Annotated in this window: 18 protein-coding genes; 7 read left to right on the forward strand and 11 right to left on the reverse strand. The window is 71.5% G+C overall.

The genetic code is table 11. The features are described from left to right. Positions 1 to 8: 8 nt before the first annotated feature. Entirely contained in the window at positions 9 to 2,108 is a 2,100-nt protein-coding gene (locus tag VAB18032_RS04205) for a serine/threonine-protein kinase (protein WP_081476018.1), read from the reverse strand. Positions 2,109 to 2,316: 208 nt separating this feature from the next. Between VAB18032_RS04205 and VAB18032_RS04210 the strand changes: the two genes are divergently transcribed. Together VAB18032_RS04210 and VAB18032_RS04215 are read left to right on the forward strand one after the other, a co-directional pair. Next, positions 2,317 to 3,900, forward strand: coding sequence for an acyl-CoA mutase large subunit family protein (locus VAB18032_RS04210; RefSeq protein ID WP_013731541.1), 1,584 nt, complete (start codon positions 2,317 to 2,319; stop codon positions 3,898 to 3,900). Positions 3,901 to 4,365: 465 nt separating this feature from the next. Continuing rightward, entirely contained in the window at positions 4,366 to 5,628 is a 1,263-nt protein-coding gene (locus VAB18032_RS04215) for an amidohydrolase (RefSeq protein WP_043719675.1), read from the forward strand. On the opposite strand, the gene VAB18032_RS04220 is transcribed toward VAB18032_RS04215, so the two are convergent. Further along, positions 5,585 to 6,565: a DUF4349 domain-containing protein gene (locus VAB18032_RS04220; protein WP_043719678.1), complete on the reverse strand. Its 981-nt coding sequence runs from the start codon at positions 6,563 to 6,565 to the stop codon at positions 5,585 to 5,587. The two genes, VAB18032_RS04215 and VAB18032_RS04220, sit on opposite strands and share 44 nt — an antisense overlap. A 116-nt stretch (positions 6,566 to 6,681) precedes the next feature. Between VAB18032_RS04220 and VAB18032_RS04225 the strand changes: the two genes are divergently transcribed. The 3 genes from VAB18032_RS04225 (at position 6,682) to VAB18032_RS04235 (ending at position 9,102) form a co-directional block, all read left to right on the forward strand. Continuing rightward, a complete protein-coding gene (locus tag VAB18032_RS04225; RefSeq protein ID WP_043722954.1) occupies positions 6,682 to 7,314 on the forward strand; it encodes an MBL fold metallo-hydrolase in 633 nt (210 codons plus the stop codon). A 4-nt stretch (positions 7,315 to 7,318) separates the two neighbouring features. After that, on the forward strand, positions 7,319 to 8,251 hold the full coding sequence (locus VAB18032_RS04230) for a hypothetical protein (protein WP_013731545.1): 933 nt from the start codon (positions 7,319 to 7,321) through the stop codon (positions 8,249 to 8,251). A 113-nt stretch (positions 8,252 to 8,364) separates the two neighbouring features. Further along, positions 8,365 to 9,102 carry an SCO6745 family protein gene (locus tag VAB18032_RS04235; RefSeq protein WP_013731546.1) on the forward strand — a complete coding sequence of 246 codons (738 nt, stop codon included), beginning with the start codon at positions 8,365 to 8,367 and terminating at the stop codon, positions 9,100 to 9,102. 116 nt (positions 9,103 to 9,218) lie between these two features. On the opposite strand, the gene VAB18032_RS04240 is transcribed toward VAB18032_RS04235, so the two are convergent. Beyond that, positions 9,219 to 9,674, reverse strand: a complete 456-nt coding sequence (locus VAB18032_RS04240; RefSeq protein WP_043719680.1) for a gamma-glutamylcyclotransferase — start codon at positions 9,672 to 9,674, stop codon at positions 9,219 to 9,221. A 106-nt stretch (positions 9,675 to 9,780) separates the two neighbouring features. On the opposite strand from VAB18032_RS04240, the gene VAB18032_RS04245 reads away from it, so the two are divergent. Next, positions 9,781 to 11,184: an NAD(P)H-quinone dehydrogenase gene (locus VAB18032_RS04245; RefSeq protein WP_013731548.1), complete on the forward strand. Its 1,404-nt coding sequence runs from the start codon at positions 9,781 to 9,783 to the stop codon at positions 11,182 to 11,184. Here VAB18032_RS04245 and VAB18032_RS04250 read toward each other — a convergent pair. From VAB18032_RS04250 to VAB18032_RS04280, 7 genes are all read right to left on the reverse strand, one after another. Next, entirely contained in the window at positions 11,141 to 11,815 is a 675-nt protein-coding gene (locus VAB18032_RS04250) for a DUF998 domain-containing protein (RefSeq protein WP_013731549.1), read from the reverse strand. The genes VAB18032_RS04245 and VAB18032_RS04250 overlap by 44 nt on opposite strands. A gap of 139 nt (positions 11,816 to 11,954) precedes the next feature. Continuing rightward, positions 11,955 to 12,569 (reverse strand): DedA family protein, encoded by a 615-nt coding sequence (locus tag VAB18032_RS04255; RefSeq protein WP_013731550.1) that lies wholly within the window; start codon positions 12,567 to 12,569, stop codon positions 11,955 to 11,957. Positions 12,570 to 12,872: 303 nt separating this feature from the next. Continuing rightward, positions 12,873 to 14,780, reverse strand: a complete 1,908-nt coding sequence (locus tag VAB18032_RS04260) for an ABC transporter ATP-binding protein (RefSeq protein WP_233579489.1) — start codon at positions 14,778 to 14,780, stop codon at positions 12,873 to 12,875. A gap of 119 nt (positions 14,781 to 14,899) precedes the next feature. After that, positions 14,900 to 16,633, reverse strand: a complete 1,734-nt coding sequence (locus VAB18032_RS04265; RefSeq protein ID WP_013731552.1) for an ABC transporter ATP-binding protein — start codon at positions 16,631 to 16,633, stop codon at positions 14,900 to 14,902. Then, positions 16,627 to 17,094, reverse strand: coding sequence for a MarR family winged helix-turn-helix transcriptional regulator (locus VAB18032_RS04270; RefSeq protein WP_013731553.1), 468 nt, complete (start codon positions 17,092 to 17,094; stop codon positions 16,627 to 16,629). Before VAB18032_RS04270 ends, VAB18032_RS04265 begins: the two co-directional genes overlap by 7 nt. 56 nt (positions 17,095 to 17,150) lie before the next feature. Then, the gene (locus VAB18032_RS04275; protein ID WP_013731554.1) at positions 17,151 to 18,590 is read right to left on the reverse strand and encodes a GuaB1 family IMP dehydrogenase-related protein; all 1,440 of its coding nucleotides are present in this window, start codon (positions 18,588 to 18,590) and stop codon (positions 17,151 to 17,153) included. A 60-nt stretch (positions 18,591 to 18,650) separates the two neighbouring features. Next, a complete protein-coding gene (locus tag VAB18032_RS04280) occupies positions 18,651 to 19,247 on the reverse strand; it encodes a LysE/ArgO family amino acid transporter (protein ID WP_013731555.1) in 597 nt (198 codons plus the stop codon). Between the two features lie 70 nt (positions 19,248 to 19,317). Between VAB18032_RS04280 and VAB18032_RS04285 the strand changes: the two genes are divergently transcribed. Continuing rightward, positions 19,318 to 20,214 carry a LysR family transcriptional regulator ArgP gene (locus VAB18032_RS04285; RefSeq protein WP_013731556.1) on the forward strand — a complete coding sequence of 299 codons (897 nt, stop codon included), beginning with the start codon at positions 19,318 to 19,320 and terminating at the stop codon, positions 20,212 to 20,214. Between the two features lie 123 nt (positions 20,215 to 20,337). On the opposite strand, the gene VAB18032_RS04290 is transcribed toward VAB18032_RS04285, so the two are convergent. Beyond that, positions 20,338 to 22,089: an acetyl/propionyl/methylcrotonyl-CoA carboxylase subunit alpha gene (locus VAB18032_RS04290; RefSeq protein ID WP_013731557.1), complete on the reverse strand. Its 1,752-nt coding sequence runs from the start codon at positions 22,087 to 22,089 to the stop codon at positions 20,338 to 20,340. Between the last annotated feature and the right edge of the window lie 80 nt (positions 22,090 to 22,169).

Genomic DNA, 22,169 nt, shown 5'->3' on the forward strand with positions numbered 1-22,169 from the left:
GCCCCGACTCAGCCGGCGTTGGTGAGCTGGAACGACTTCACCATCTCCTCGTAGATCGGCTTGCTCTCCTCGAAGCGGGAGTCGTTGGCGGTGAGGTAGAAGGAGTACATCCGGCCGTCGTGGGCCACCCCGTGCCAGACACCGTGCCGCATGGCCTCGCCCTGACCGCAGGTGTACTCGAACTCTGCCGACGGCTTGCCGGCCAGTTCCTTCTGCTCCATCGAGATCTGGTTGTACGGCTTGGCGCAGGATGTCGACTTGCTCTTCAGACCGTTCGCGGCGACCTCCGCCCAGCGGGCCGAGTCGCCACGCCACGGCTCGTTCAGGATGCGCACCCGACGGCCGCTGTCCTCCGGGTCGGTGTAGTCGACGTAGACGGCACCGGAGGGGGCGGCCTTCTTCCAGCCCTTGGGCACCAGCACCTGCACCCCGCGCCCCGAGTACTCCTGCATCTCGATGCCGGGACCGGCGTCGGCGGACGAGGAGGGGTCGGCGACCGGGGTGGTCGGTGACGAGTCGTCGCCGCCGGAGAGCGCCACGATGCCGATCAGCAGGATCAGCGCCAGGCCGCCGGCCGCGGCGAGCTGCATCTTGCGCGGCCAGCCCTTGACGGTGTCGACCAGCTGGCTGCCGGCCGCCTTCGCCTTGTCCAGCGGGCTGCCGCCGGTGGGCGTCGGCCGGGCACCGTACGGCTGGCTGGGCGCTGCCGGCCACTGACCGCCGTAGTCACCACCGATGTGCTGGGTGGCCTCCGGCTGCCCGCCGCCGTAGCCGAACGCCGCCGGCCCGACCCGCTGGGTCGCGTCCGCCCCGCCGATCCGCTGGGTGGCATCCGCCCCGCCGATCCGCTGGGTGGCGTCGGCTCCGCCGAACCGTTGCGTCGCGTCCGCCCCGCCGATGTGCTGGGTCGCGTCCGCGGCGGTGCCGTAGGTGCGGCCGACCGGTGGCGGGGACATCGCGCCGTGCTGACCCGGTCGGGCCAGGGCGTCGGCGCTGGTCTCCTCCATCGCGGCGGGGCTGACCGGGGTGGCCTGGCCGGGGCGCTCACCGCGGCGCAGCGCGGCCAGCCGGTCGGTGAGCGACTCGCCGGGAGCGAGCATTGCCGAGCCGCCGATCTGGCCGGACGGCTTGGCCTTGGCCGGGGCGGCTGGCGCGCTGATCGGCGCGGGCTGCGGCACCTGCATCACCGAGTACGGGTCGGTCATCGAGTTGACCGCGGCGGCGTTGCTGCTCAGCGGGCCGGCGAGCAGTTCGCGCAGCATGGCGCGGGCGGTGTGCACGTCGAGTCGGCGGGCCGGGTCCTTCTCCAGCAGGCCCATCAGCACCCGGGTCAGCGGGCCGCTGCGCTGCGGCGGGGCCGGCGGGTCCTCGACCACGGCGTGCATGGTCTCGATCGGGTCGCCCCGGTCGAACGGGGGTCGACCCTCCACCGCCGTGTAGAGCGTCACGCCGAGGGAGAACAGGTCGCTGGGCGGGCCGAACTCCTGCCCCATGGCCCGCTCGGGCGAGATGAAGTGCGGTGAGCCGAGCACCATGCCCGGCGTGGTGAGCTGCACGTCGGTGGGCATCCGAGCCACCCCGAAGTCGGTGAGCACGCAGCGCCCGTCGGAGCAGATCAGCACGTTTGCCGGCTTGACGTCGCGGTGCAGCACACCGATCGCGTGGGCCACCTCCAGGGCGCCGAGCAGCGCGATGCCGATCTTGGCGACCACCCGCTGGGCGATCGGCCCGTCCTCGATCACCATGTCGGCGAGGCTGCGGGCGTCCAGCAGCTCCATCACGATCCACGGTCGACCGGCCTCGGTGACCACGTCGTACACCTGCACCACGGCCGGGTGGGCGATGGCGGCGGCGGCGCGGGCCTCGCGCAGGGTGCGTTCGTACATCGCGTCGCGGTCGCTCGGGGCCAGCCCCGGCGGGAGGATGACCTCCTTGACCGCCACGTCGCGGCGCAGCAGCGTGTCTGTGGCTCGCCAGACCGTGCCCATGCCGCCGTTGCCCACCGCCGAGCGCAACGAGTAGCGGTCACCGATGACGGTGCCGGGTGTTGCGCGTCCATTGGTGGGAGTGCTGACTGGTCCGCCGCTCCACGTCGGGATCTGAGTCACAGAAAAGCCACCGGGGAAGTCGAGGGGGCTGGGACACAACCCCCCTATCTTGCTGGTTCAGACGCCCGATGCGAAAGCCGGCGCGACGGACGTTTACCGTACTGAACGGTACGTGTGCGCCCCCTCACCTCTCGTCGTGGCGGCCGTCGAGGTCACTCGCGTGCCACCCCGAACCGGCTGACCTGTTGCTCCGTCCTACCATCCGGTGATGAGCGAGCGGCGGCTGAGCGAGTCCGGTTTCCCGATCAAGGACGTCTACACGGCGGAAGACGTCCCCGGTGACCTGGATGCCCAACTGGGCTCGCCGGGCGAGTACCCGTACACCCGTGGGGTCTATCCCACGATGTACACGTCGCGCCCGTGGACCATGCGCCAGTATGCCGGTTTCGGCACCGCCACCGAATCCAACGCGCGGTACCACCAACTGTTGCGGGCCGGCACGATGGGTCTGTCGGTCGCCTTCGACCTGCCGACCCAGATGGGGTACGACTCCGACGACCCGATCGCCTCCGGCGAGGTGGGCAAGGTCGGCGTGGCCATCGACTCGATCGAGGACATGCGGCTGCTCTTCGACGGCATCCCGCTGGACCAGGTCTCCACCTCGATGACGATCAACGCGCCCGGTTCGGTGCTGCTGCTGCTCTACCAACTCGTCGCCGAGGAGAACGGGGTGCCGGGCGCCGCGCTCAACGGCACCATCCAGAACGACATCCTCAAGGAGTACATCGCCCGGGGGACCTACATCTTCCCGCCGAAGCCCTCGTTGCGCCTGGTCGCCGACACGTTCGGCTACTGCCGGGCCGAGGTGCCGAAGTGGAACACGATCTCCATCTCGGGCTACCACATGGCCGAGGCCGGTGCGTCGCCCGTGCAGGAGATCGCCTTCACGTTGGCCAACGGCGTCGAGTACGTCCGGGCCGCGATCGCCGCCGGGCTGGCCGTGGACGACTTCGCCCCCCGGCTGTCGTTCTTCTTCGTCGCGCGTACCACCCTGCTGGAGGAGGTCGCCAAGTTCCGGGCGGCCCGGCGGATCTGGGCCCGACTGATGCGCGACGAGTTCGGGGCGAAGAACCCGAAGTCGATGATGCTGCGGTTCCACACCCAGACCGCAGGGGTGCAGCTGACCGCCCAGCAGCCTGAGGTGAACCTGGTCCGGGTCGCCGTGCAGGGGCTCGGCGCGGTGCTCGGCGGCACCCAGTCGCTGCACACCAACAGCTTCGACGAGGCGATCGCGCTGCCGACCGAGAAGGCGGCCCGGCTGGCGCTGCGGACCCAGCAGGTGCTGGCGTACGAGACGGACCTCACCGCCACCGTCGACCCGTTCGCCGGGTCGTACGTGGTGGAGGCGATGACCTCGGAGATCGAGGCGGCGGCGGACGCGCTGATGGCCCGGGTCTTCGAGCACGGCTCGGCGGTGGAGGCGATCGAGGCGGGCTTCCAGAAGCGGGAGATCGAGCAGTCGGCGTACCGGATCGCCCAGGAGATCGACTCGGCGGAGCGGGTGGTGGTCGGGCTCAACCGGTTCGCCATCGACGCCGAGGAGCCGTACGAGCCGCTGCGGGTGGACCCGACGATCGAGGCGGCGCAGGCCGAACGGCTGGCCAAGCTGCGCGCCGAGCGCGACGGCGCCGCCGTGCAGCGGGCCCTGGCCGACCTGCGGGAGGCCGCCACGGGCAGCGCCAACGTGCTCTACCCGATGAAGGAGGCGCTGCGTCTGCGGGCCACCGTCGGTGAGGTGTGCGGGGCGCTGCGCGAGGTGTGGGGGCTCTACCGTCCGACCGACCGGTTCTGACTGGCCGTCGCGCTGCGTGTCGGTGCGCCCGTCCTGGGTATTGCGGTTCGAGTGCACCGGTGGACCGTTTCCGGCTGATCTCTGACGCACACGGTGTCCGGCCGGAGGGCGACCGTGCGTGTGAACGTGCCACGGTGCGCTCGTCGCCGGGTGTGGTCGGGTAATTGTCGTAGGGTCAGTTGATCGAGCGACTAATGCGACAATTCGGAAACGGTGCCGAAAGTCCTCCGAAGGATTTTCGGTCCGGGTGCCCGATTACGCGTTGTAGGAGGTGGGGGGCGGATGACGACGTTCAACGGCGATCTACCTGCTGTCTCGCTCCGCTCCGGTGGCTCTCAGCAGGGCATACGTGACGCTGCGCGGTCCGACCATCACCGGAACGAGGTTGCGCAGAGTTACCACCAGGGGTCTACCCTGTCTGCTGTCCCCGATGATCCATCCATTCCTAGTGATCGAGAATTCGACGTGACGACTGCGTTGACGATGCCCACCGGCGAGCAGCTGGTGGCGTCCTGGTCCGAAGCGCCGCCGCCGGGCGGCCAACCCCTGCCGGCCGAGCTGGACCACCTGCTCGCCCTGCGGGTACCGGGCCTGATCGCCACCCGCCGTCACATCCACTCGCATCCGGAACTGTCCGGACAGGAGTTCGAGACCGCGGCCCTGATCGCCCGGGAACTCTCCCTGGCCGGGCTCAGCCCACGCATGCTGCCCAAGGGCAACGGGGTCATCTGCGACATCGACGGCCGCCCGGACGGCCCGGTGATCGCGCTGCGCGCCGACATCGACGCGCTGCCGCTGACCGACGCCAAGGACGTGCCGTACCGCTCCACGGTGGACGGGGTCTGCCACGCCTGCGGTCACGACGTGCACACCACAGTCATGCTCGGTGTCGGCATGATGCTGGCCCAGCTCGCCGACCTGGGCGAGCTGCCGGGCCGGGTGCGGCTGATCTTCCAGCCTGCCGAGGAGATCCTGCCCTGCGGTTCGCTGGAGGTGATCGAGGCCGGCGGTCTCGACGGGGTGGTGCAGATCTTCGCGCTGCACTGCGACCCGAGCCTGCCGGTCGGCCGGATCGGGCTGCGGGTCGGTCCGATCACCGCCGCCGCCGACAACGTCACCGTACGGCTCACCGGGCCGGGTGGCCACACCGCCCGTCCGCACCTGACCGTCGACCTGGTCGACGCCCTCGGGCGGCTCGTCACCGAGGTTCCCGCCCTGGTCAGCCGCCGGGTGCCGGCGAACAGCGGCCTGCTGCTGGTCTTCGGTCACGCCTCCGCCGGCACCCAGTACAACGTCATCCCGTCCGAGGCGTCCGCCTCCGGCACGCTGCGGGTCATGGACCGCGACACCTGGCACAGCGCCCCGGACATCGTCACCCAGGTGGTCCGCGACGTCCTCGCCCCGACCGGTGCCACTGTCGACATCGAATACCTGCGCGGTCGTCCGCCGGTCAGCAACGACAGCCAGGCCATCAGCGTGCTGACCGCGGCGACCATCGCTGCGCTCGGCCCGCAGGGTGTCGCGGAGACCCCGCAGAGCATGGGCGGCGAGGACTTCTCCTGGTACCTGGAGTACGTCCCAGGTGCGCTGGCCCGGCTCGGCGTCGGCCGCGCCGGGCCCAACGTGGACCTGCACCGGCCGTCGTTCGACGTGGACGAGCGCGCCATCCCGGCCGGCGTGCGACTCATGGTGCAGACCGCGCTCCAGGCACTGGCGGCGCACCGCTGACCTCACCCGGCACCGCCAGCCCCGACGGTGGCGGCGCGCCGACCGGCGCGACCAGCGCCGGCCCGGTGTCCCGGCCGCGCCGGCGTCGCCGATGCCACCACCAGAGCAACCCCAGCGGTACGCCGAACACCAGCAGCCACGGCAGGACCGCGCCGAGCACGGTGACCAGTACGGTCATCGAGGCCAGGAAGACCTTCCAGCCGCCGCTGAGTCCGACCAGGAAGCCGAGCTGATCCTCGTCCTCGGTGGTGCTCGCGTTCGGGCCGACAAGCGTGACGGTGATCGTGGACAGTGCGGTCAGGTCGCCCAGCCGCCGCTTCTTCGCCTCCAGCGAGGCGAGGTCGGCCTCCCTGCGGCCCAGTTCGTTCTCCAGGCTGATCAGATCGCTTATCGAGTCGGCCTGGGCCAGCAACCGTCGGGCGCTGTCCACCCGGGCCCGCTGGGTGGCGATCCGCGCGTCCAGGTCGATGGTCTCCTCGGTGACGTCCTGGGTGTCGATCTGTCGACGCTGCTGGCTGCCCAGCCGGGCGAGCTCCTCCACCACCGGGTAGAACCGGTCGGCCGGTACCCGCAACTGCAACTCCGCGACCGCGTCCGCCGCAGCGCTGCGCCGCTGGTCGCCGCCGACGAAGCCACCGGCCCGGGTCGCTGCCGAGACGGCCTCGCGGGCCTTCGCCTCCACATCGTCCACCTTGATCTCCAGGGATCCGGTGTAGATGATCGAGCGTTGGTCGACCCGGGTGTCCGTCGCCGTGCCGGACCCGCCCTGCGCCGGCTCACCGGCCCCCCGGTCCGCCATCGGCGGCGCGGCGGCACCCGCGTCCGAGCTGGTCGCCTCGTCACTGCCACTGCCACTGCCACAACCCGCGAGCATCAACAACGCGAGCAGCGCACCCACCGCCGCCGTCCGATGCCGACCGACTCTTCGTAGTCTCATCCCCGTACCCCTCTTCCGGCCCCGCTGCGTGGTGATAACTCGGACGCCCCGCGCCACCTCACGGGTTCCGGCAGACTGCGCTGGAGAAGTCACGATTCGATATGGGAGGCATCACGATGCGGCTCACCAAGTACGCCCACTCGTGCGTACGGATCGAGCACGACGGTGGGGTGCTGGTCGTCGATCCGGGCATGTTCAGCGAAGCGGCGGTGGCGTTGGACGGCGCCGACGCGGTGCTGATCACCCACGAGCATCCCGACCACGTCGATGCCGAGGCGATCAACCGACAGTTGGCGCGACGGCCGTTCGTGATCCACGGCCCGACGTCGGTGTCCAAGGTGCTGGGCGACGCGGCCGAGGCGCTGCGCCCGGTCAGCCCCGGCGAGTCGTTCACCGCCGCCGGGGTGCCGGTACGCGCCTACGGCGGTCGACACGCGGTGATCCACCCCGACATCCCGGTGGTGGACAACATCGGTTACCTGTTCAACGACGTCGTCTACCACCCCGGCGACGCGCTCTTCGTGCCGCAGGACGTACCGGTCGACACCCTCTTCGCGCCGATCCACGCGCCCTGGTCGAAGTTCTCGGAGGTGGTCGACTTCATCCGGGCGGTCGCGCCGCGTCGGGTCTTCGCCCTGCACGACGCGCTGCTCAACACGAACGGCCTCACGGTGCTCGACCGGCAGTACACGGCCCTGTCGGGCAGCGAGTACCAACGGCTGGAGCCGGGCAGCCGGATCGACGGCTGAGCCGATGCCCGAACCGGCGCCTGATCTCGTCGAGGAGCTCTACCGCACGCCGCCGGACCGGTTCGTCGCGGCCCGGGACGCCGCCGTCGCGCAGGCGCGTCAAGCCGGAGATCCGCGTACCGCCCGGGAGATCGCCCGGTTGCGTCGGCCGACCGTCGCCGCCTGGTTGGTCAACCTGCTCGCGTTGGACCGCCCTGAGCTGGTGGCCGACCTGGTGCAGTTGGCCGACGCACTGCGGACCGCGCAGCGTGAACTACGTGGCCCACGCCTACGCGAACTGTCCGCGCAGCGGCGCGCCGTGGTGGGTGCGCTCGTCGCCGAGGTACGCCGGTTGGCGGCCGACGTCGAGGGGGCGCCGTCGAGCGGGAAGCTGCCGCTGGCCGAGGTGGAGGCGACCCTGAACGCGGCCCTGTCCGACGTGCAGGTCGCCGAGCAGGTCCGCTCCGGACGCCTGCTGCGCGCCATCCACTACGCCGGGTTCGGCGAGGTGCCCCGGCCGCAATTGCGCCTGGTGACCGGGGCAGAGGAGCCGCCGTCGGCCGCACCGGCCCGGCAGCAGCCGACCCAGCGGGGTGCATTGCGCGCCGAGCAGGCCCAGCGGGCGGCCCGCGCCGAACGGGAGCGCCGCCGTCGGGCGCTGGACAAGGAGCTGACCCGGGCCCGTACCGATCAGGACCGGGCCGAGGACGAGCTGGCGGGCGCGGCGGCGGCCGAGCGCGACGGTGCCGCCGCCCTGGACCGGCTCGAAGCGGAACTGGCCGAGTTGGAACGCCGACGGGCCGTGGCCGAGCAGGAGCTCAGCCGAGCCCGGCTGGCCCGTCGGGCGGCCGAACGGGCGGCCGGTGCCGCCCGGCGGCGCACCGGCGAGGTCGAGGCCGCGGTCGAGGCGCTGGAAGCCGAGGAGGATGCCGGCTCTGGCGGCGGCACGGCAGACTGACTTCCCATGGACGGACCTTCGGCCAGTATTCACCCGGACGGACCTTCGGCCAGTATTCACCCGGACGGACCTTCGGCCGGTCGCCGGTCGCATGCCCCTTCCGGTGGTCGGGGATGACTCCGGAACAGGTGGCCGCGGCCAGCAAGCCGGCGGTGCTCGCGCTCGGTGACGCGTACAGCCGTTGTCCCACCACACTGCGTCGGGCCCGGCTGCTCGGCATCTCGGGCTGGGCCTTCTACATCACCGGGCGGGCCGGTGCCCTGGGTGACGTACGGGCCGAGACGGTGGCCGCCGCGCTCGGCTTCATCGCCCCCGACGCGGTGGCCGACGGCTGGGACGCCGCCGCCCGCACGGTACGGCCGCTGGAGGTGGCCGCCGCCAGCCTGGTCGAGTGCTGCCGTTGGGGCGAGGAACGCCTGGCCGACCTGCCGCACCTGGACCGCCTGGTCGACCTGGTGGAGCGGGTCGTGGCGGCGGCCGACGCCAGCGCGATGCCGTTGTTCGCGGCGTGGCGGGCCATGCCGCCGCCCGCCACGTCCGCGGGCGCGCGACTGGCCGCCGGGCTGCGCCTGCTGCGGGAGCACTTCACCGGTGCCCATCTGGTGGCGGTACGCGCCAGCGGGATGTCACCGCTGGAAGCGGTGCTGGCCGGGCCGGAGGGGGAGAGCGGTGCGATCGCGTGCGGATGGCCGCCGCCGTACCCGCCGGTCGGGCCGCTGGTGCGGCGGCGGCTGTGGGCCGAAGCGGTGACCAACCGCCTCGTCGCACCCGCGTTCGTGGCGCTGGGGCCGACCGGCGGCGCGGAACTTGTGGAACTGCTGGCCGCGACCCGGGCGCACACCGAAAGCTGACCCCTCGGCCGAGCCAGGGGGACGAAAGCGGGCTGACCGGGACAGATCGCCCGGGTTCCGGGGTCGACGCCCGCCGCGCTGACGGCCGGTAGCAGACTGAGGGCGTGGGAGACGCGCTACGCCGACGCGGTGCCGGTGGGGCGGGACCGCAGTTCGAGGACGTAGTCGTCCGGCGCGCCCGCCTTCTCGGCGGCGTTCGCGATCTCGGACAGGTACCACGAGGTGGGCAACCCGCCCTCGTAGCCGTCGAAGACGTAGACCCAGGCCGTCACATCGCCGTCCAGCGTCGACACCCGGACGGTCAGCTTCCGGTACGTGCCGGAGGTGACGCCCTCGATCTCGTCGAGTTGGGCGGCGTCGTACGGGTGGATGTCGTAGAGGGCCACGAAGACCCGGTCGCCGGGCGACTCGACCACGGTGCTGACCGCACCCTCCCAGCCGATGACGTCCTCACCGGCGAAGGTGAGCCGCCAGCCCTCCAGCCAGCCGATGCCCACCATCGGCGAATGCGGGCAGTAGGCACGCATCCGAGCAGGGTCCAGGTTCGAGCCGTAGGCGGCGTAATGACGCACGGCGATGACGATAGCCCGACGGGCGCTCGGGGGAGAATACGACGGTGCGTGTCGCACGCGCCGGGGAGAAGAAAGTCACTGTGAGCATGAACGAGGGGCGGTCGTGGTGAGCCGGATCGTGATCATCGGCGGCGGGCCGGCGGGCTACGAGGCGGCGCTGGTGGCGGCCCAACTGGACGCCGATGTCACAGTCGTGGAGGACGAAGGTGCCGGCGGTGCCTGCGTACTGTCCGACTGCGTGCCGTCGAAGACGTTCATCGCCAGCTCCGAGGTGGTGACCGGGTACCGCGACACCGAGGTCTTCGGGGTGCACTCCGACGGCCTGGAGGCGGTCACCGTCGACGCCACGGCGGTCAACGAGCGGGTCAAGCGGCTCGCGCTGGCGCAGTCCAGCGACATCCACGCCAAGCTGGTCAAGGCCGGGGTCACCTTCGTCTCCGGGCGAGCCCGGCTGGGCGAGGACACCCTCGGTCACACCCACCGGGTGATCGTCACCCCGCACGGCGAGGAGGCCGCGTACGCGATCGGCGCCTCGACGGTGCTGATCGCCACCGGGGCCACCCCCCGGCAGCTGCCCACCGCCGTGCCCGACGGCGAGCGCATCCTGACCTGGCGACAGGTGTACGACCTGCCGGAGCTGCCGGAGCACCTGATCGTGGTCGGTTCCGGGGTGACCGGTGCCGAGTTCGCCAGCGCGTACCTGGCCATGGGGGTGCAGGTCACCCTGGTCTCCAGCCGGGACCGGGTGATGCCGCACGAGGACGCCGACGCCGCGCAGGCCATCGAGCGGGTGTTCCGAGCCCGGGGCATGAGCATCCTGAACAACTCCCGCGCCGAGGGGGTGCGCCGTACCGACGACGGCGTCGAGGTCGAGCTCTCCGACGGCCGCAAGGTGTACGGCTCACACGCGCTGATCGCGGTCGGCTCGATCCCCAACACCGAGGCGCTGGGCCTGGCCGAGTACGGCGTCGAACTGGCCCGGGGCGGCTACGTGACAGTCGACCGGGTCTCCCGTACCAACGTGCCCGGCATCTACGCCGCCGGCGACTGCACCGGGGTGCTGCCGTTGGCCAGCGTCGCCGCCATGCAGGGCCGGATCGCCATGTGGCACGCGCTCGGCGAGGCGGTCCGGCCACTGCGGCTGCGGACCGTCGCGGCGAACGTCTTCACCGACCCCGAGTTGGCCACCGTCGGCGTCTCGCAGGACGAGGTGGACGCGGGCAAGGTGCCGGCCCGGCAGGTGATGCTGACGCTGGACGGCAACGCCCGGGCGAAGATGGACGAGGTGGCCGACGGTTTCGTCAAGCTGTTCTGCCGCCCGGCCAGCGGCCAGGTGATCGGCGGCGTGGTGGTCGCCCCGAAGGCCAGCGAGCTGATCCTGCCGATCACCATGGCGGTGGAGAACAACCTGACCGTCAACGAGCTGGCGCAGACCATCACGATCTACCCCAGCCTCTCCGGCTCGGTCACCGAGGCCGCCCGGCAACTGATGCTGCACGAACTGGAGTGACCTCCCGTCGCCCGGTCCGCGCGTGAGAATGCGCGGGCAGGGCGACGGCGAGCAGGGCGAGCAGGGTGACCTCGCTGAGGATGAGCACCCGTTCGATCAGGCCGTAGAAGGCGCGGTCACCGGGATAGGCGGACCAGATCTGGGCGGCGGCCAGCAGCAGGCTGGCCACCGCGAGGACGCGCAACCAGTGGCGGGTACGGGCCCCGGTGGGCAGGTGGGCGGCGAGCAGCCAGCCGACGACCGGCAGGGCGAGGAACGCCACCACCGAGGCGTACCGGTGCACGTACGCGGCGGTGCCCATCTCGGTACCGGGCGGGTTGGTCGGCACCAGACCGGCCAGCAGCAGCCCACCGGCCCACATCGCGAGCAGCAGTCGGGCCGCGCCCAGCCGACCGGCGCGGACCCCCGGCCCGGCGAGGCGACCCAGCGCCGGTACGAGCAGAGCCGACGCCACGCCCAGCGTCAGCATCGCCAGGTGGATGACTCCGCCGGATTCGGAGACGGCGTAGTCGCTGACGGTGAGGCTCACCGGGTCCAGGTCCCGCACGCCGAGGTGACCGATGACGCCGAGCAGCGCGGCGAGGGCGATCCCGCCGAGGGCCAGTGCACCGTTGTTCCGGATTCCAGGCATGCCTCAGCCTGTCGCCGAACCCACCCCAGACGGATCCGGGACGAGCACCGAAATCCGACCCGGGGTGCACCCGGACCGGGTCATCAGGTGTTCCCCCCAGGGCGGCCGGTCGGCCTTCCCCGCGCCGTACGGGCTGACCTCAGTCGGCGGGCAGTTCGGCGGGGGCCGGGGTCAGCCGGGCGGCGATCAACGCCAGCACCCAGCCGGTCAACGCGAAGCCGGCGGCGGCCACCGCCGCGATCAGCACCATCCGCCACGCCGACCCGGTGAGCGCCGCGCCGCCGAGGTGCCCGACCAGGCCGCCGTACGACGCCCAACCCACCGCCGCCGTACCGGCGTAGGGCAGGAACAGGCGCAGCGGATAGCGGCCACGGCCGGAGGCGAAGCAGACAGTCATCCGGCCGCCCGGCACGAACCGGCAGAGCAGCAGCCCTGCCGGGCCGGGCCGGCGCAGGCCGGCAGCGAGCCGACCGGTCAGCCGTCGGGCCCGACCGGTCACCTCGGGGCGTGGTGGCTGACGCCGTGACGTGCTGCGGCCGAGCAGGTAACAGGCCAGGTCCCCGGTGAACACGCCGAGCGCGCCGACGGCGATGGCCAACGGCAGGTCCAGCCCGCCGTAGACGGTGAGCGCACCGCCGGTGATCATCAACAGCTGCGTGGGCACCACCGGCACGAAGGCGTCCAGCACCAGCAGACCGAACAGGAGGAGGTATGCCCAGTCAGGTGATGCCACCTGGGTGAGTAGTTCGGGCACCCCTGTCCCCTCGCAGTGCGGCCGATCCGGATACGTACCGAGCCTGACGGTGTGTCCGGCATCACCGACGACGGCCCTGCCCTCTCGTGACCAGCGACACTGCCCGGGCGGTGGGGCATGTGACTGCTTTCGACCGGCGAATATCGAAATCGACCGGTGTGGGGTGAGGGTCGCCGAAACGTCGCTGGGCGGCGTACCGTTGTCGGCGCGCGGCCCGCGCGTGCGTCGGGTCCCCCGTTCCTGATGCCCGGGCCCGCAGCCGGGCCGCTGACAGGTCCCGTGTCAGCGGCCCGGCCACCACCCTCAGGCAGGCACGGCGACCGGGTCGTCGCCGCTGACCGGCTGCTGGAACTGCGACTGGTAGAGCCGGTGGTAGGCCCCGCCCGCCGCGAGCAGTTCGGTGTGGGTGCCCTGTTCGACGATGCGACCGTCCTCCATCATCAGGATCAGGTCGGCGTCGCGGATGGTGGAGAGCCGGTGCGCGATGACGAAGCTGGTCCGCTCCGACCGCAGCGCCGCCATCGCCCGCTGGAGCAGCACCTCGGTACGGGTGTCCACCGAGCTGGTCGCCTCGTCGAGGATCAACAGCGAGGGTTCGGCGAGGAAGGCCCGGGCGATGGTGATCAGCTGCCGCTCGCCCGTGCTGACGTTGCTGCCCTCCTCGTCGATCACCGTGTCGTAGCCGTCGGGAAGGCTGCGGACGAACCGGTCCACGAAGGTGGCCTGGGCGGCGGCGAGGATCTCCTCCTCGGTCGCGTCCGGCCGACCGTAGGCGATGTTGTCCCGGATGGTGCCGCCGAACAGCCAGGTGTCCTGCAGGACCATGCCGATGCGGCCCCGCAGGTCATCGCGGCGCAGCGCGGTGATGTCCACCCCGTCGAGCGTGATGCGGCCGGCATCCAACTCGTAGAAGCGCATGATCAGGTTGACCAGGGTGGTCTTGCCGGCGCCGGTGGGCCCGACAATGGCCACGGTGTGCCCCGGCTCGGCGACCAGGGACAGGTCGGTGATCAGTGGCTTGTCCGGGTCGTACCGGAACGAGACGTGTTCGAACTCGACCCGGCCGTGCGGGTCGCTCACCCGGGCCGGCACCGCCGGATCCGGCTGCTGTTCCTCGGCGTCGAGCACCGCGAAGACCCGCTCGGCCGAGGCCACCCCCGACTGGAGCAGGTTCGCCATCGACGCGACCTGGGTGAGCGGCTGAGTGAACTGGCGGGAGTACTGGATGAACGCCTGCACGTCGCCGAGGCTCATCGAGCCGGAGGCGACCTGCAACCCGCCGACCACCGCGATCGCCACGTAGCTGACGTTCCCGATGAAGAACATCGCCGGCATGATGATGCCGGAGATGAACTGCGCCCCGAAGCTGGCCGCGAACAGTTCGTCGTTCTTGGCGCGGAAGGCCGCCTCCACCTCACGCTGCCGACCGAAGACCTTCACCAGTTCGTGCCCGGTGAACGCCTCCTCGATCTGCCCGTTCAGCTCGCCCGTGTGGGTCCACTGCGCGATGAACTTGCGCTGCGACCGCTTGGCGATCTGTCCGGTCACCACCACCGACAGCGGCACCGCGACAAGCGCCACCAGGGCCAGCAGCGGCGAGATCCAGAACATCATGCCGAGTACGCCGACCACGGTGAGCAGCGCGGTCAGCAGTTGACTCAACGTCTGCTGGAGGGTCTGCGAGATGTTGTCGATGTCGTTGGTGACCCGGCTGAGCAGTTCCCCGCGCGGCTGCCTGTCGAAGTAGGGCAGCGGCAACCGGTTCAGCTTCTCCTCGACCTCGGCCCGCAACTGGAACACGGTCCGCTGGACGACGCCGTTGAGCAGCCAGCCCTGCCACCACAGCAGCAGGCTGGCCACCACGTACAGGCCCAGCGCGAGCAGCAGCACCCGGCCCAGCGCGGCGAAGTCGATGCCCACCCCGGGCACCACGTCCATCCGGGCGAGCATGTCGGCGAAGTTGTGGTTGCCGGCCGCCCGGGCGGCGGCAACCGCCTGCTCGGCGGTGGTGCCCGCCGGCAGTTGCTGGCCGATCACCCCGGTGAAGATCAGGTCGGTGGCGTACCCGAGCACCTTCGGCCCGATCACGGTCAGCCCGACGCTGACCACCGCCAGCGCGATGATGGCGGTCAGGTGCAGCCGGTGCGGACGCAACCGGCCCATCAGGCGTCGCGCGCTGGGCAGGAAGTTCAGGGAACGCTCGGCGGGCATGCCCATGCCCATGCCGCCGTGCGGACCGCCCCGCTGGCCGCCGGGCAGCCGTTTCGGCGCGCTCTCGCTGCCCGACTGCTGCGCCGGAATGGCGGCCTGAGATCCACGCTCGCGCTCGCTCATGCCGGCACCTCCGTGGTGCGTTGGGACGCCACGATCTCGGCGTACGTGGGACAACTCGTCAGCAGCTCCTCGTGGCGGCCCATCCCGACCACGCCGCCGTCCTCCAGCACGATGATCTGGTCCGCGTCGATGATCGTCGACACCCGTTGCGCGACGATGACCACGGCGGCGTCGGCGGTGACCGGCCGCAGGGCCGCCCGCAGTCGTGCGTCGGTGCCGAGGTCGAGCGCGGAGAACGAGTCGTCGAACAGGTAGATCTCCGGCCGGCGGACCAGGGCGCGGGCGATGGCCAGCCGCTGGCGCTGACCACCGGAGACGTTGGTGCCGCCCTGTGCGATCGGTGCCGCCAGTCCTTCGGGCATCGCCTCGACGAAGTCCCGGGCCTGGGCGATCTCCAGTGCCGTCCAGAGTTCCTCGTCGGTGGCGTCCGGGTTGCCGTAGCGCAGATTGCTCGCCACCGTGCCGGTGAACAGGTACGGCCGCTGCGGCACCAGGCCGATCCGGTTCCACAGCTGCTCCGGTGCCAGTTGCCGCACGTCGACCCCGTCGACGAGTACGGCACCGGCGGTCACGTCGACCAGCCGGGGGATGAGGGAGAGCAGGGTGCTCTTGCCCGCACCCGTACTGCCGATGATCGCCGTGGTGCTGCCCGGTGTGACCCGGAAGGAGATGTCCCGCAACACCGGCTCGGCGGCGCCCGGGTACTGGAAGCGCACGTCGCGCAGTTCCAACTCGGCCCGGCCGGCCACCTCGACGACCGGGTCCGGGGCGGGCACCACGGAGGAGTCGGTGTCCAGCACCTCGGTGATCCGCTCGGCGCAGACCGCCGCGCGGGGCACCATCATCAGCATGAAGGTGGCCATCATGACGGCCATCAGGATCTGCATCAGGTACTGCAGGAATGCGGTCAGCGCGCCGACCTGGATGGCACCCTCGTCGACCCGCTGACCACCGAACCAGAGCACCGCCACGCTGGAGACGTTGAGTACCAGCATCACCACGGGGAAGATCAACGCCATCAGCCGGCCGGTACGCAGGGCGGTGGCGGTCAGGTCGGCGTTCGCGGTGGCGAAGCGTCGCGTCTCGTACGGCTCGCGGACGAACGCCCGGACCACCCGGATGCCGGTGATCTGCTCGCGGAGCACCCGGTTGATGGTGTCGATCCGGGTCTGCATCAACCGGAAGCTCGGCACCATCCGCCGGATGATCAGGCCCAGCACGATCGCCAGCACCGGTACGCAGACCAGCATCAGCCAGGAGAGCCCGACGTCTTCGCGCAGGGCCATCACCACGCCGCCGATGCTCATGATCGGCGCGGAGACCAGCATGGTGCAGCTCATCAGCACCAGCATCTGCACCTGCTGCACGTCGTTGGTGTTGCGCGTGATCAGCGACGGCGCACCGAAGCGGGCGACCTCCCGGGCGGAGAAACGGTTGACGTGTCCGAACAGCGTCGCCCGCAGGTCCCGGCCGAAGCCCATGGCGATGCGGGCGCCCAGGTAGACCGCCGCGATCAGGCAGACGATGTGCACCACCGTGAGGGCGAGCATCCATCCGCCGGTACGCAGGATGTAGTCGGTGTCTCCCCGGGCCACGCCGAGGTCGATGATGTCGGCGTTGAGGCTCGGCAGCGAGAGCGAGGCCATCGTGCTGACGAACTGCAGCAGCACGACCACGGCCAGCGGCCGCCGGTACGGGCGCAGGTTGGCCAGCAGCAACCGGATCAGCATGTCGGGCCTCCCTCGGGCTTGCCGGCCGACTCGTCCTGGCCGATGACCTCCAGGAGGAACTGCCGGATCACGGCCGCCTTCGCCGGGTCGGCGTCGACCGAGGTGAGGGGGCGCCGAGCCCGGATCATCGCGGTGAGCGCGTCGACCCGGTCCCGGCCGTCCGGGGTCAGGGTGAGTTTGATGCTGCGCCGGTCGGCGCCGTCGCGGCGTCGTTGCACCAGGCCGTCGCGTTCGAGGGTGTCAACGATGCCGGTGAGGGTGGCCGGGCGGACGAAACACAGCTCGGCCACCGCGCGGTGCGGCAGCTCCCCGTGCTCGGCGAGGGCCATCAGGGTGACCATCCCGGCCTGGGTGAGGCCGTGCTCGTCGGCGAGGTAGCGGTTCCATCGCTGGCCGGTGAGGTGCCCGGCGACCACCAGCAGCCGACCGAGCGGTACGTCCCCGAGTTGGACCAGTTTCATATCGGCAGATTAGAACCCTGACAGTCAGGGGCCAAACTATTTTTCGACATGCCGTTTCACCAACTTGTCGGCAGTGGCATCCCCTCGGTGTAGCCGGCCGTGCTCTGCACGCCGACCAGCGCCCGCTCGTGGAACTCCGGCAGGGTACGGGCACCGGCATAGGTGAACGCACTGCGTACCCCGGAGATGATCTCGTCGATCAGGTCCTCCACGCCGGGCCGGACCGGGTCCAGGTACATCCGGGCGGACGAGATGCCCTCCTCGAAGATCGCCTTGCGGGCCCGGTCGTACGGGCTGTCCTCGCCGGTACGCGCGCTTACCGCCCGCGCCGAGGCCATCCCGAAGCTCTCCTTGTAACGGCGACCGTCCTCGTCTGTGTAGAGGTCACCGGGGGACTCGTAGGTGCCGGCGAACCACGAGCCGATCATCACGTTGGACGCCCCGGCGGCCAGGGCCAACGCCACGTCCCGGGGATGGCGCACCCCGCCGTCGGCCCAGACGTGCCGACCCAGCTCGCGAGCGGCGGCCGCGCAGTCGAGCACCGCCGAGAACTGCGGCCGACCCACCCCGGTCATCATCCGGGTGGTGCACATCGCACCCGGGCCGACTCCGACCTTGACGATGTCCGCGCCCGCCTCGACCAGGTCGCGTACGCCGTCGGCGGTGACCACGTTGCCGGCCGCGACCGGGACGGCCGGTTCGAGCCGGCGCACGGTCCGCAGCGCGGCGATCATCCGCTCCTGGTGGCCGTGCGCGGTGTCCACCACCAGGGTGTCCACCCCGGCCGCCAGCAACGCCGCCGCCTTGCCCGCCACGTCGCCGTTGATCCCCACCGCCGCCGCGATCCGCAGCCGCCCCTGGTCGTCCACGGCCGGCCGGTACAACGTCGCCCGCAGCGCGCCCTGGCGGGTGAGCACCCCGACCAGCCGCCCGTCGTCGTCGACCACCGGGGCCAACCGCCGCCGCCCCTCGGAGAGCCGGTCGAATCCGGTACGCGGGTCCGCGCTCGCCGGCACGGTGTGCAGGTCGGCCGACATCACGTCCTGCAGTTGGGCGAAGCGGTCCACACCGACCGTGTCCGCCTCGGTCACCACGCCCATCGGCCGGCCCGCCTCGTCGACCACGATGACCGCGCCGTACGCCCGCTTCGGCAGCAGGTGGATCGCGTCGCCGACGGTGTCCGTCGGGCCGAGCGCGACGGCGGTCTCGTGCACCAGGTGCCGCTGCTTGACCCAGGCGACCACCTCGGCCACCACGCCGATCGGGATGTCCTGCGGGATTACCACGATGCCGCCACGGCGGGCCACCGTTTCGGCCATCCGCCGGCCGGCGACCGCCGTCATGTTCGCCACGACCAGCGGGATCGTGGTGCCTGTACCGTCGCCGGTGGCCAGGTCGACGTCGAGCCGCGACGCCACCTCGGAGCGGGCCGGGGCCATGAAGACGTCGTTGTAGGTCAGGTCGTACGCCGGGGTCGTGCCGTTGAGGAAACGCACCCGGCCATCATTGCTGCCGATGCGCCACCGCGCCGCCCGTGGTGGGCGAAACCACCCCACTCAGCCCAGCACCAACGCCGCCGCCACCCCGACCATCACCACCGCGATCAGGCCGTCGAGCACCTGCCAGACGCGGGTACGCGCGAGCAGCGGGGCGAGCCGGTAGGCGCCCGCGCCGAGCGCGGTGAACCAGCACACACTGGCCAGCGCGGCCCCGACACCGAACCACCAGCGGTGCTGGTGCTGCTGGGCGATGCCACCGAGCAGCAGCACGGTGTCCAGGTACACGTGCGGGTTGAGGTAGGTGAACGCCAGGCAGGCCGCCAGCGTCGCGCCGAGCCGGGCCGGTGGCCGTTGGGCGGGGGTGAGGGCGCCGGGGCGCAGCGCGCGGCGGGCGGCGAGGACCGCGTACCCGAGCAGGAAGGCGGCACCGCCCCAACGGATGGCGGTGAGCAGGTCCGGTCGGGCGGCCACCACCGAACCGACCCCGGCGATCCCGACGCCGATCAGCAGCGCGTCCGACACCGCGCAGGTCAGGACGACCGGCACCAGGTGTTCCCGGCGCAGGCCCTGGCGGAGCACGAAGGCGTTCTGCGCGCCGATGGCGACGATCAGGGCGATGGACAACGAGAAACCGGCGACGGCCGAGGTGAGCATGGGTCGACGGTAGGGTCGATCCTGATCATCAGTCCAACTAAAGATTCTTCAGATGGTTAAGGACAGCTTCATGAGCGGTCTGGATTCCGCCCAGCTCCGTACGCTCGCCGCCGTCGTCAGTGAGGGCAGCTTCGAGGCGGCGGGCCGGCTGCTGCACGTGACCCCGTCGGCGGTCAGCCAGCGGATCAAGGCGCTGGAGGAAGCCGTCGGGCAGGTGCTCGTCCGACGTCAGCGACCCTGCGATGCCACCGAGGCCGGGCGCCCGCTGCTCCGCCTCGCCGGGCAGTTGGCGCTGCTGGAACGGGAGGCGTTGGCCGACGCGCGCGGCCCGCTCGGCGGTGACCCCGGCCGGACCCGGGTCGCCGTCGTGGTCAACGCCGACTCGCTCGCCACCTGGTTTCCCGCCGCCCTGGCCCGGCTGCCCGCCCCACCGGAACTCTCCTTCGACATCCGGCAGGACGACCAGGACCACAGCGCCGAACTGCTGCGCGCCGGAGCGGTGATGGCCGCGGTGACCGCCCAGCGGGAGGCGGTGCAGGGCTGCCGGGTACGCCCCCTCGGCGCGATGCGGTACCGGGCGCTGGCCGCCCCGTCGGCCCTGCGACGGTGGTTCGCCGACGGTCTCACCCGTTCGGCCCTCGCCGCCGCACCGGTGGTGCTCTTCGACCGCAGGGACCGCATCCAGCACCGCTTCCTGCGTACGCTGACCGGCCGTACCGTCGACCCGCCGGTGCACTACGTGCCGTCGGTGCCCGCGTTCAGCGCCGCGATCCGACTGGGCCTGGGGTGGGGGATGGTGCCGGAGCAGATCGCCGCCGACGACCTGGACTCCGGCCGCTGCGTGGACCTCGCGCCGGGCCGGGTGGTGGACATCCCGCTCTACTGGCAGCACTGGCGACTCGACTCGGCGGTGCTGACCGCGCTCACCACAGCCGTGTGCGCCGTCGCCGCCGAAACCCTGCGCTGACCGGCTCGCGCGCCCGCTTGCTCGCGCGCCCGCTCGCCGCTGAGCCGCGCGTGCGCGGCGTGCCGTGTTAAGAGGGGGCCCCTTTACTACCCCAGGCGTTAACAAGGGGCCCTTCCTTACACCTCAGGCGATGGTGCAGATGGCGGCACCGGCGGTGATCACCGCGCCGACCTCGGCCGACAGGCCGCTGACCGTACCCGCCTTGTGGGCGTGCAGCGGCTGCTCCATCTTCATCGCCTCCAGCACCACCACCAGGTCGCCCTCGGCGACGGTGTCCCCGTCGGCCACCGCGATCTTGACGATGGTGCCCTGCATGGGGGAGGTCAACGCGTCGCCGCCGGCCGTCGCGCCGACCGTGGCGCCGCCACCACGGCGGGCGGGCTTACGCGCGGCCGGCGCGGCGGACGCCGAACCGGCGGTCAGGCCCGCCGGCAGGCTCACCTCCAGCCGCTTGCCACCCACCTCGACCACGACCGTCTCGCGCTCGGCCGGGCCGGCGGAAGCGTCGGCCGCTCCGGTGAACGGCGGCACGGTGTTGTCGAACTCGGTCTCGATCCAGCGGGTGTGCACGGCGAACGGCTCGGCGGTGAACGCGGGATCGCGGACCACCAGGCGGTGGAACGGCAGTGCGGTGGCCATCCCCTCGATCACCATCTCGGCGAGCGCCCGGCGGGCCCGCTCCAACGCCTCGGTACGGGTCTCCCCGGTGACGATCAGCTTGGCCAGCAGCGAGTCGAAGTTCCCACCGATCACGTCGCCGGCCGAGATACCGGTGTCCACCCGGACACCCGGCCCGGTGGGCAGCCGCAGCGCGGTGACCGTGCCGGGGGCGGGCAGGAAGCTGCGCCCCGGGTCCTCACCGTTGATCCGGAACTCGATGGAGTGCCCACGCGGCGTCGGGTCCTCGGTGAAGCGCAGCTTCTCGCCGTCGGCGATGCGGAACTGCTCGCGGACCAGGTCGATGCCGGCGGTCTCCTCGGTGACCGGGTGTTCCACCTGCAACCGGGTGTTGACCTCCAGGAAGGAGATGGTGCCGTCGTTGCCGACCAAGTACTCGACGGTGCCGGCGCCGTGGTAGCCGGCCTCCCGGCAGATCGCCTTGGCGCTGTCGTGGATCTGGGCCCGCTGCTCCGCCGTCAGGAACGGCGCAGGTGCCTCCTCGACGAGCTTCTGGTGCCGGCGCTGCAACGAGCAGTCCCGGGTGCCCACCACGATCACGTTGCCGTGCTGGTCGGCCAGGACCTGCGCCTCGACGTGGCGCGGCCGGTCGAGGTACCGCTCGACGAAGCACTCGCCCCGACCGAACGCGGCGACCGCCTCCCGGGTGGCCGACTCGAACAGCTGCGGAATCTCCTCCATCGTGCGGGCCACCTTCAGGCCACGCCCGCCACCACCGAAGGCGGCCTTGATCGCCACCGGCAGCCCGTGGTCGACAGCGAAGGCCATCACCTCGTCGGCGCTGCCGACCGGGTCTGCGGTGCCGGGCACCAGCGGCGCACCGGCCCGCTGGGCGATGTGCCGGGCGGTGACCTTGTCACCGAGGTCGCGGATCGCCTGCGGGGTGGGGCCGATCCAGGTCAGGCCGGCGTCGATGACCGCCTGCGCGAAGTCGGCGTTCTCGGAGAGGAAGCCGTAGCCGGGATGCACCGCGTCGGCACCGGACCGGGCCGCGGAGTCGATGAGCTTGTCGATACGCAGGTAGCTCTCCGCGGCGGTGTCACCACCCAGGGCGTACGCCTCGTCGGCGAGCGTGACGTGCAGGGCGTCGCGGTCGGAGTCCGCGTACACCGCGACACTGCCCAGGCCGGAGTCCTGGCAGGCGCGGATCACCCGGACGGCGATCTCGCCCCGGTTGGCGATGAGTACCTTGCGCACCTGGTGGCTCCTCCCCGAGGTTACTGACCGGGAGTTTAGCGACCGACAGGCAGGCCCTAACGAACGATCAGTGTGGGATG

Source organism: Micromonospora maris AB-18-032, from assembly GCF_000204155.1.
GTDB classification, from domain to species: Bacteria; Actinomycetota; Actinomycetes; order Mycobacteriales; family Micromonosporaceae; genus Micromonospora; species Micromonospora gifhornensis.

Coding starts and splice junctions, on each gene's coding strand:
- VAB18032_RS04235 (WP_013731546.1), top strand. CDS start 8,365: ATGACTCCGGAACAGGTGGCCGCGGCCAGCAAGCCGGCGGTGCTCGCG.
- VAB18032_RS04250 (WP_013731549.1), bottom strand. CDS start 11,815: ATGCCTGGAATCCGGAACAACGGTGCACTGGCCCTCGGCGGGATCGCC.
- VAB18032_RS04285 (WP_013731556.1), top strand. CDS start 19,318: ATGAGCGGTCTGGATTCCGCCCAGCTCCGTACGCTCGCCGCCGTCGTC.
- VAB18032_RS04220 (WP_043719678.1), bottom strand. CDS start 6,565: ATGAGACTACGAAGAGTCGGTCGGCATCGGACGGCGGCGGTGGGTGCG.
- VAB18032_RS04260 (WP_233579489.1), bottom strand. CDS start 14,780: ATGCCCGCCGAGCGTTCCCTGAACTTCCTGCCCAGCGCGCGACGCCTG.
- VAB18032_RS04210 (WP_013731541.1), top strand. CDS start 2,317: ATGAGCGAGCGGCGGCTGAGCGAGTCCGGTTTCCCGATCAAGGACGTC.
- VAB18032_RS04280 (WP_013731555.1), bottom strand. CDS start 19,247: ATGCTCACCTCGGCCGTCGCCGGTTTCTCGTTGTCCATCGCCCTGATC.
- VAB18032_RS04265 (WP_013731552.1), bottom strand. CDS start 16,633: ATGCTGATCCGGTTGCTGCTGGCCAACCTGCGCCCGTACCGGCGGCCG.
- VAB18032_RS04230 (WP_013731545.1), top strand. CDS start 7,319: ATGCCCGAACCGGCGCCTGATCTCGTCGAGGAGCTCTACCGCACGCCG.
- VAB18032_RS04225 (WP_043722954.1), top strand. CDS start 6,682: ATGCGGCTCACCAAGTACGCCCACTCGTGCGTACGGATCGAGCACGAC.
- VAB18032_RS04270 (WP_013731553.1), bottom strand. CDS start 17,094: ATGAAACTGGTCCAACTCGGGGACGTACCGCTCGGTCGGCTGCTGGTG.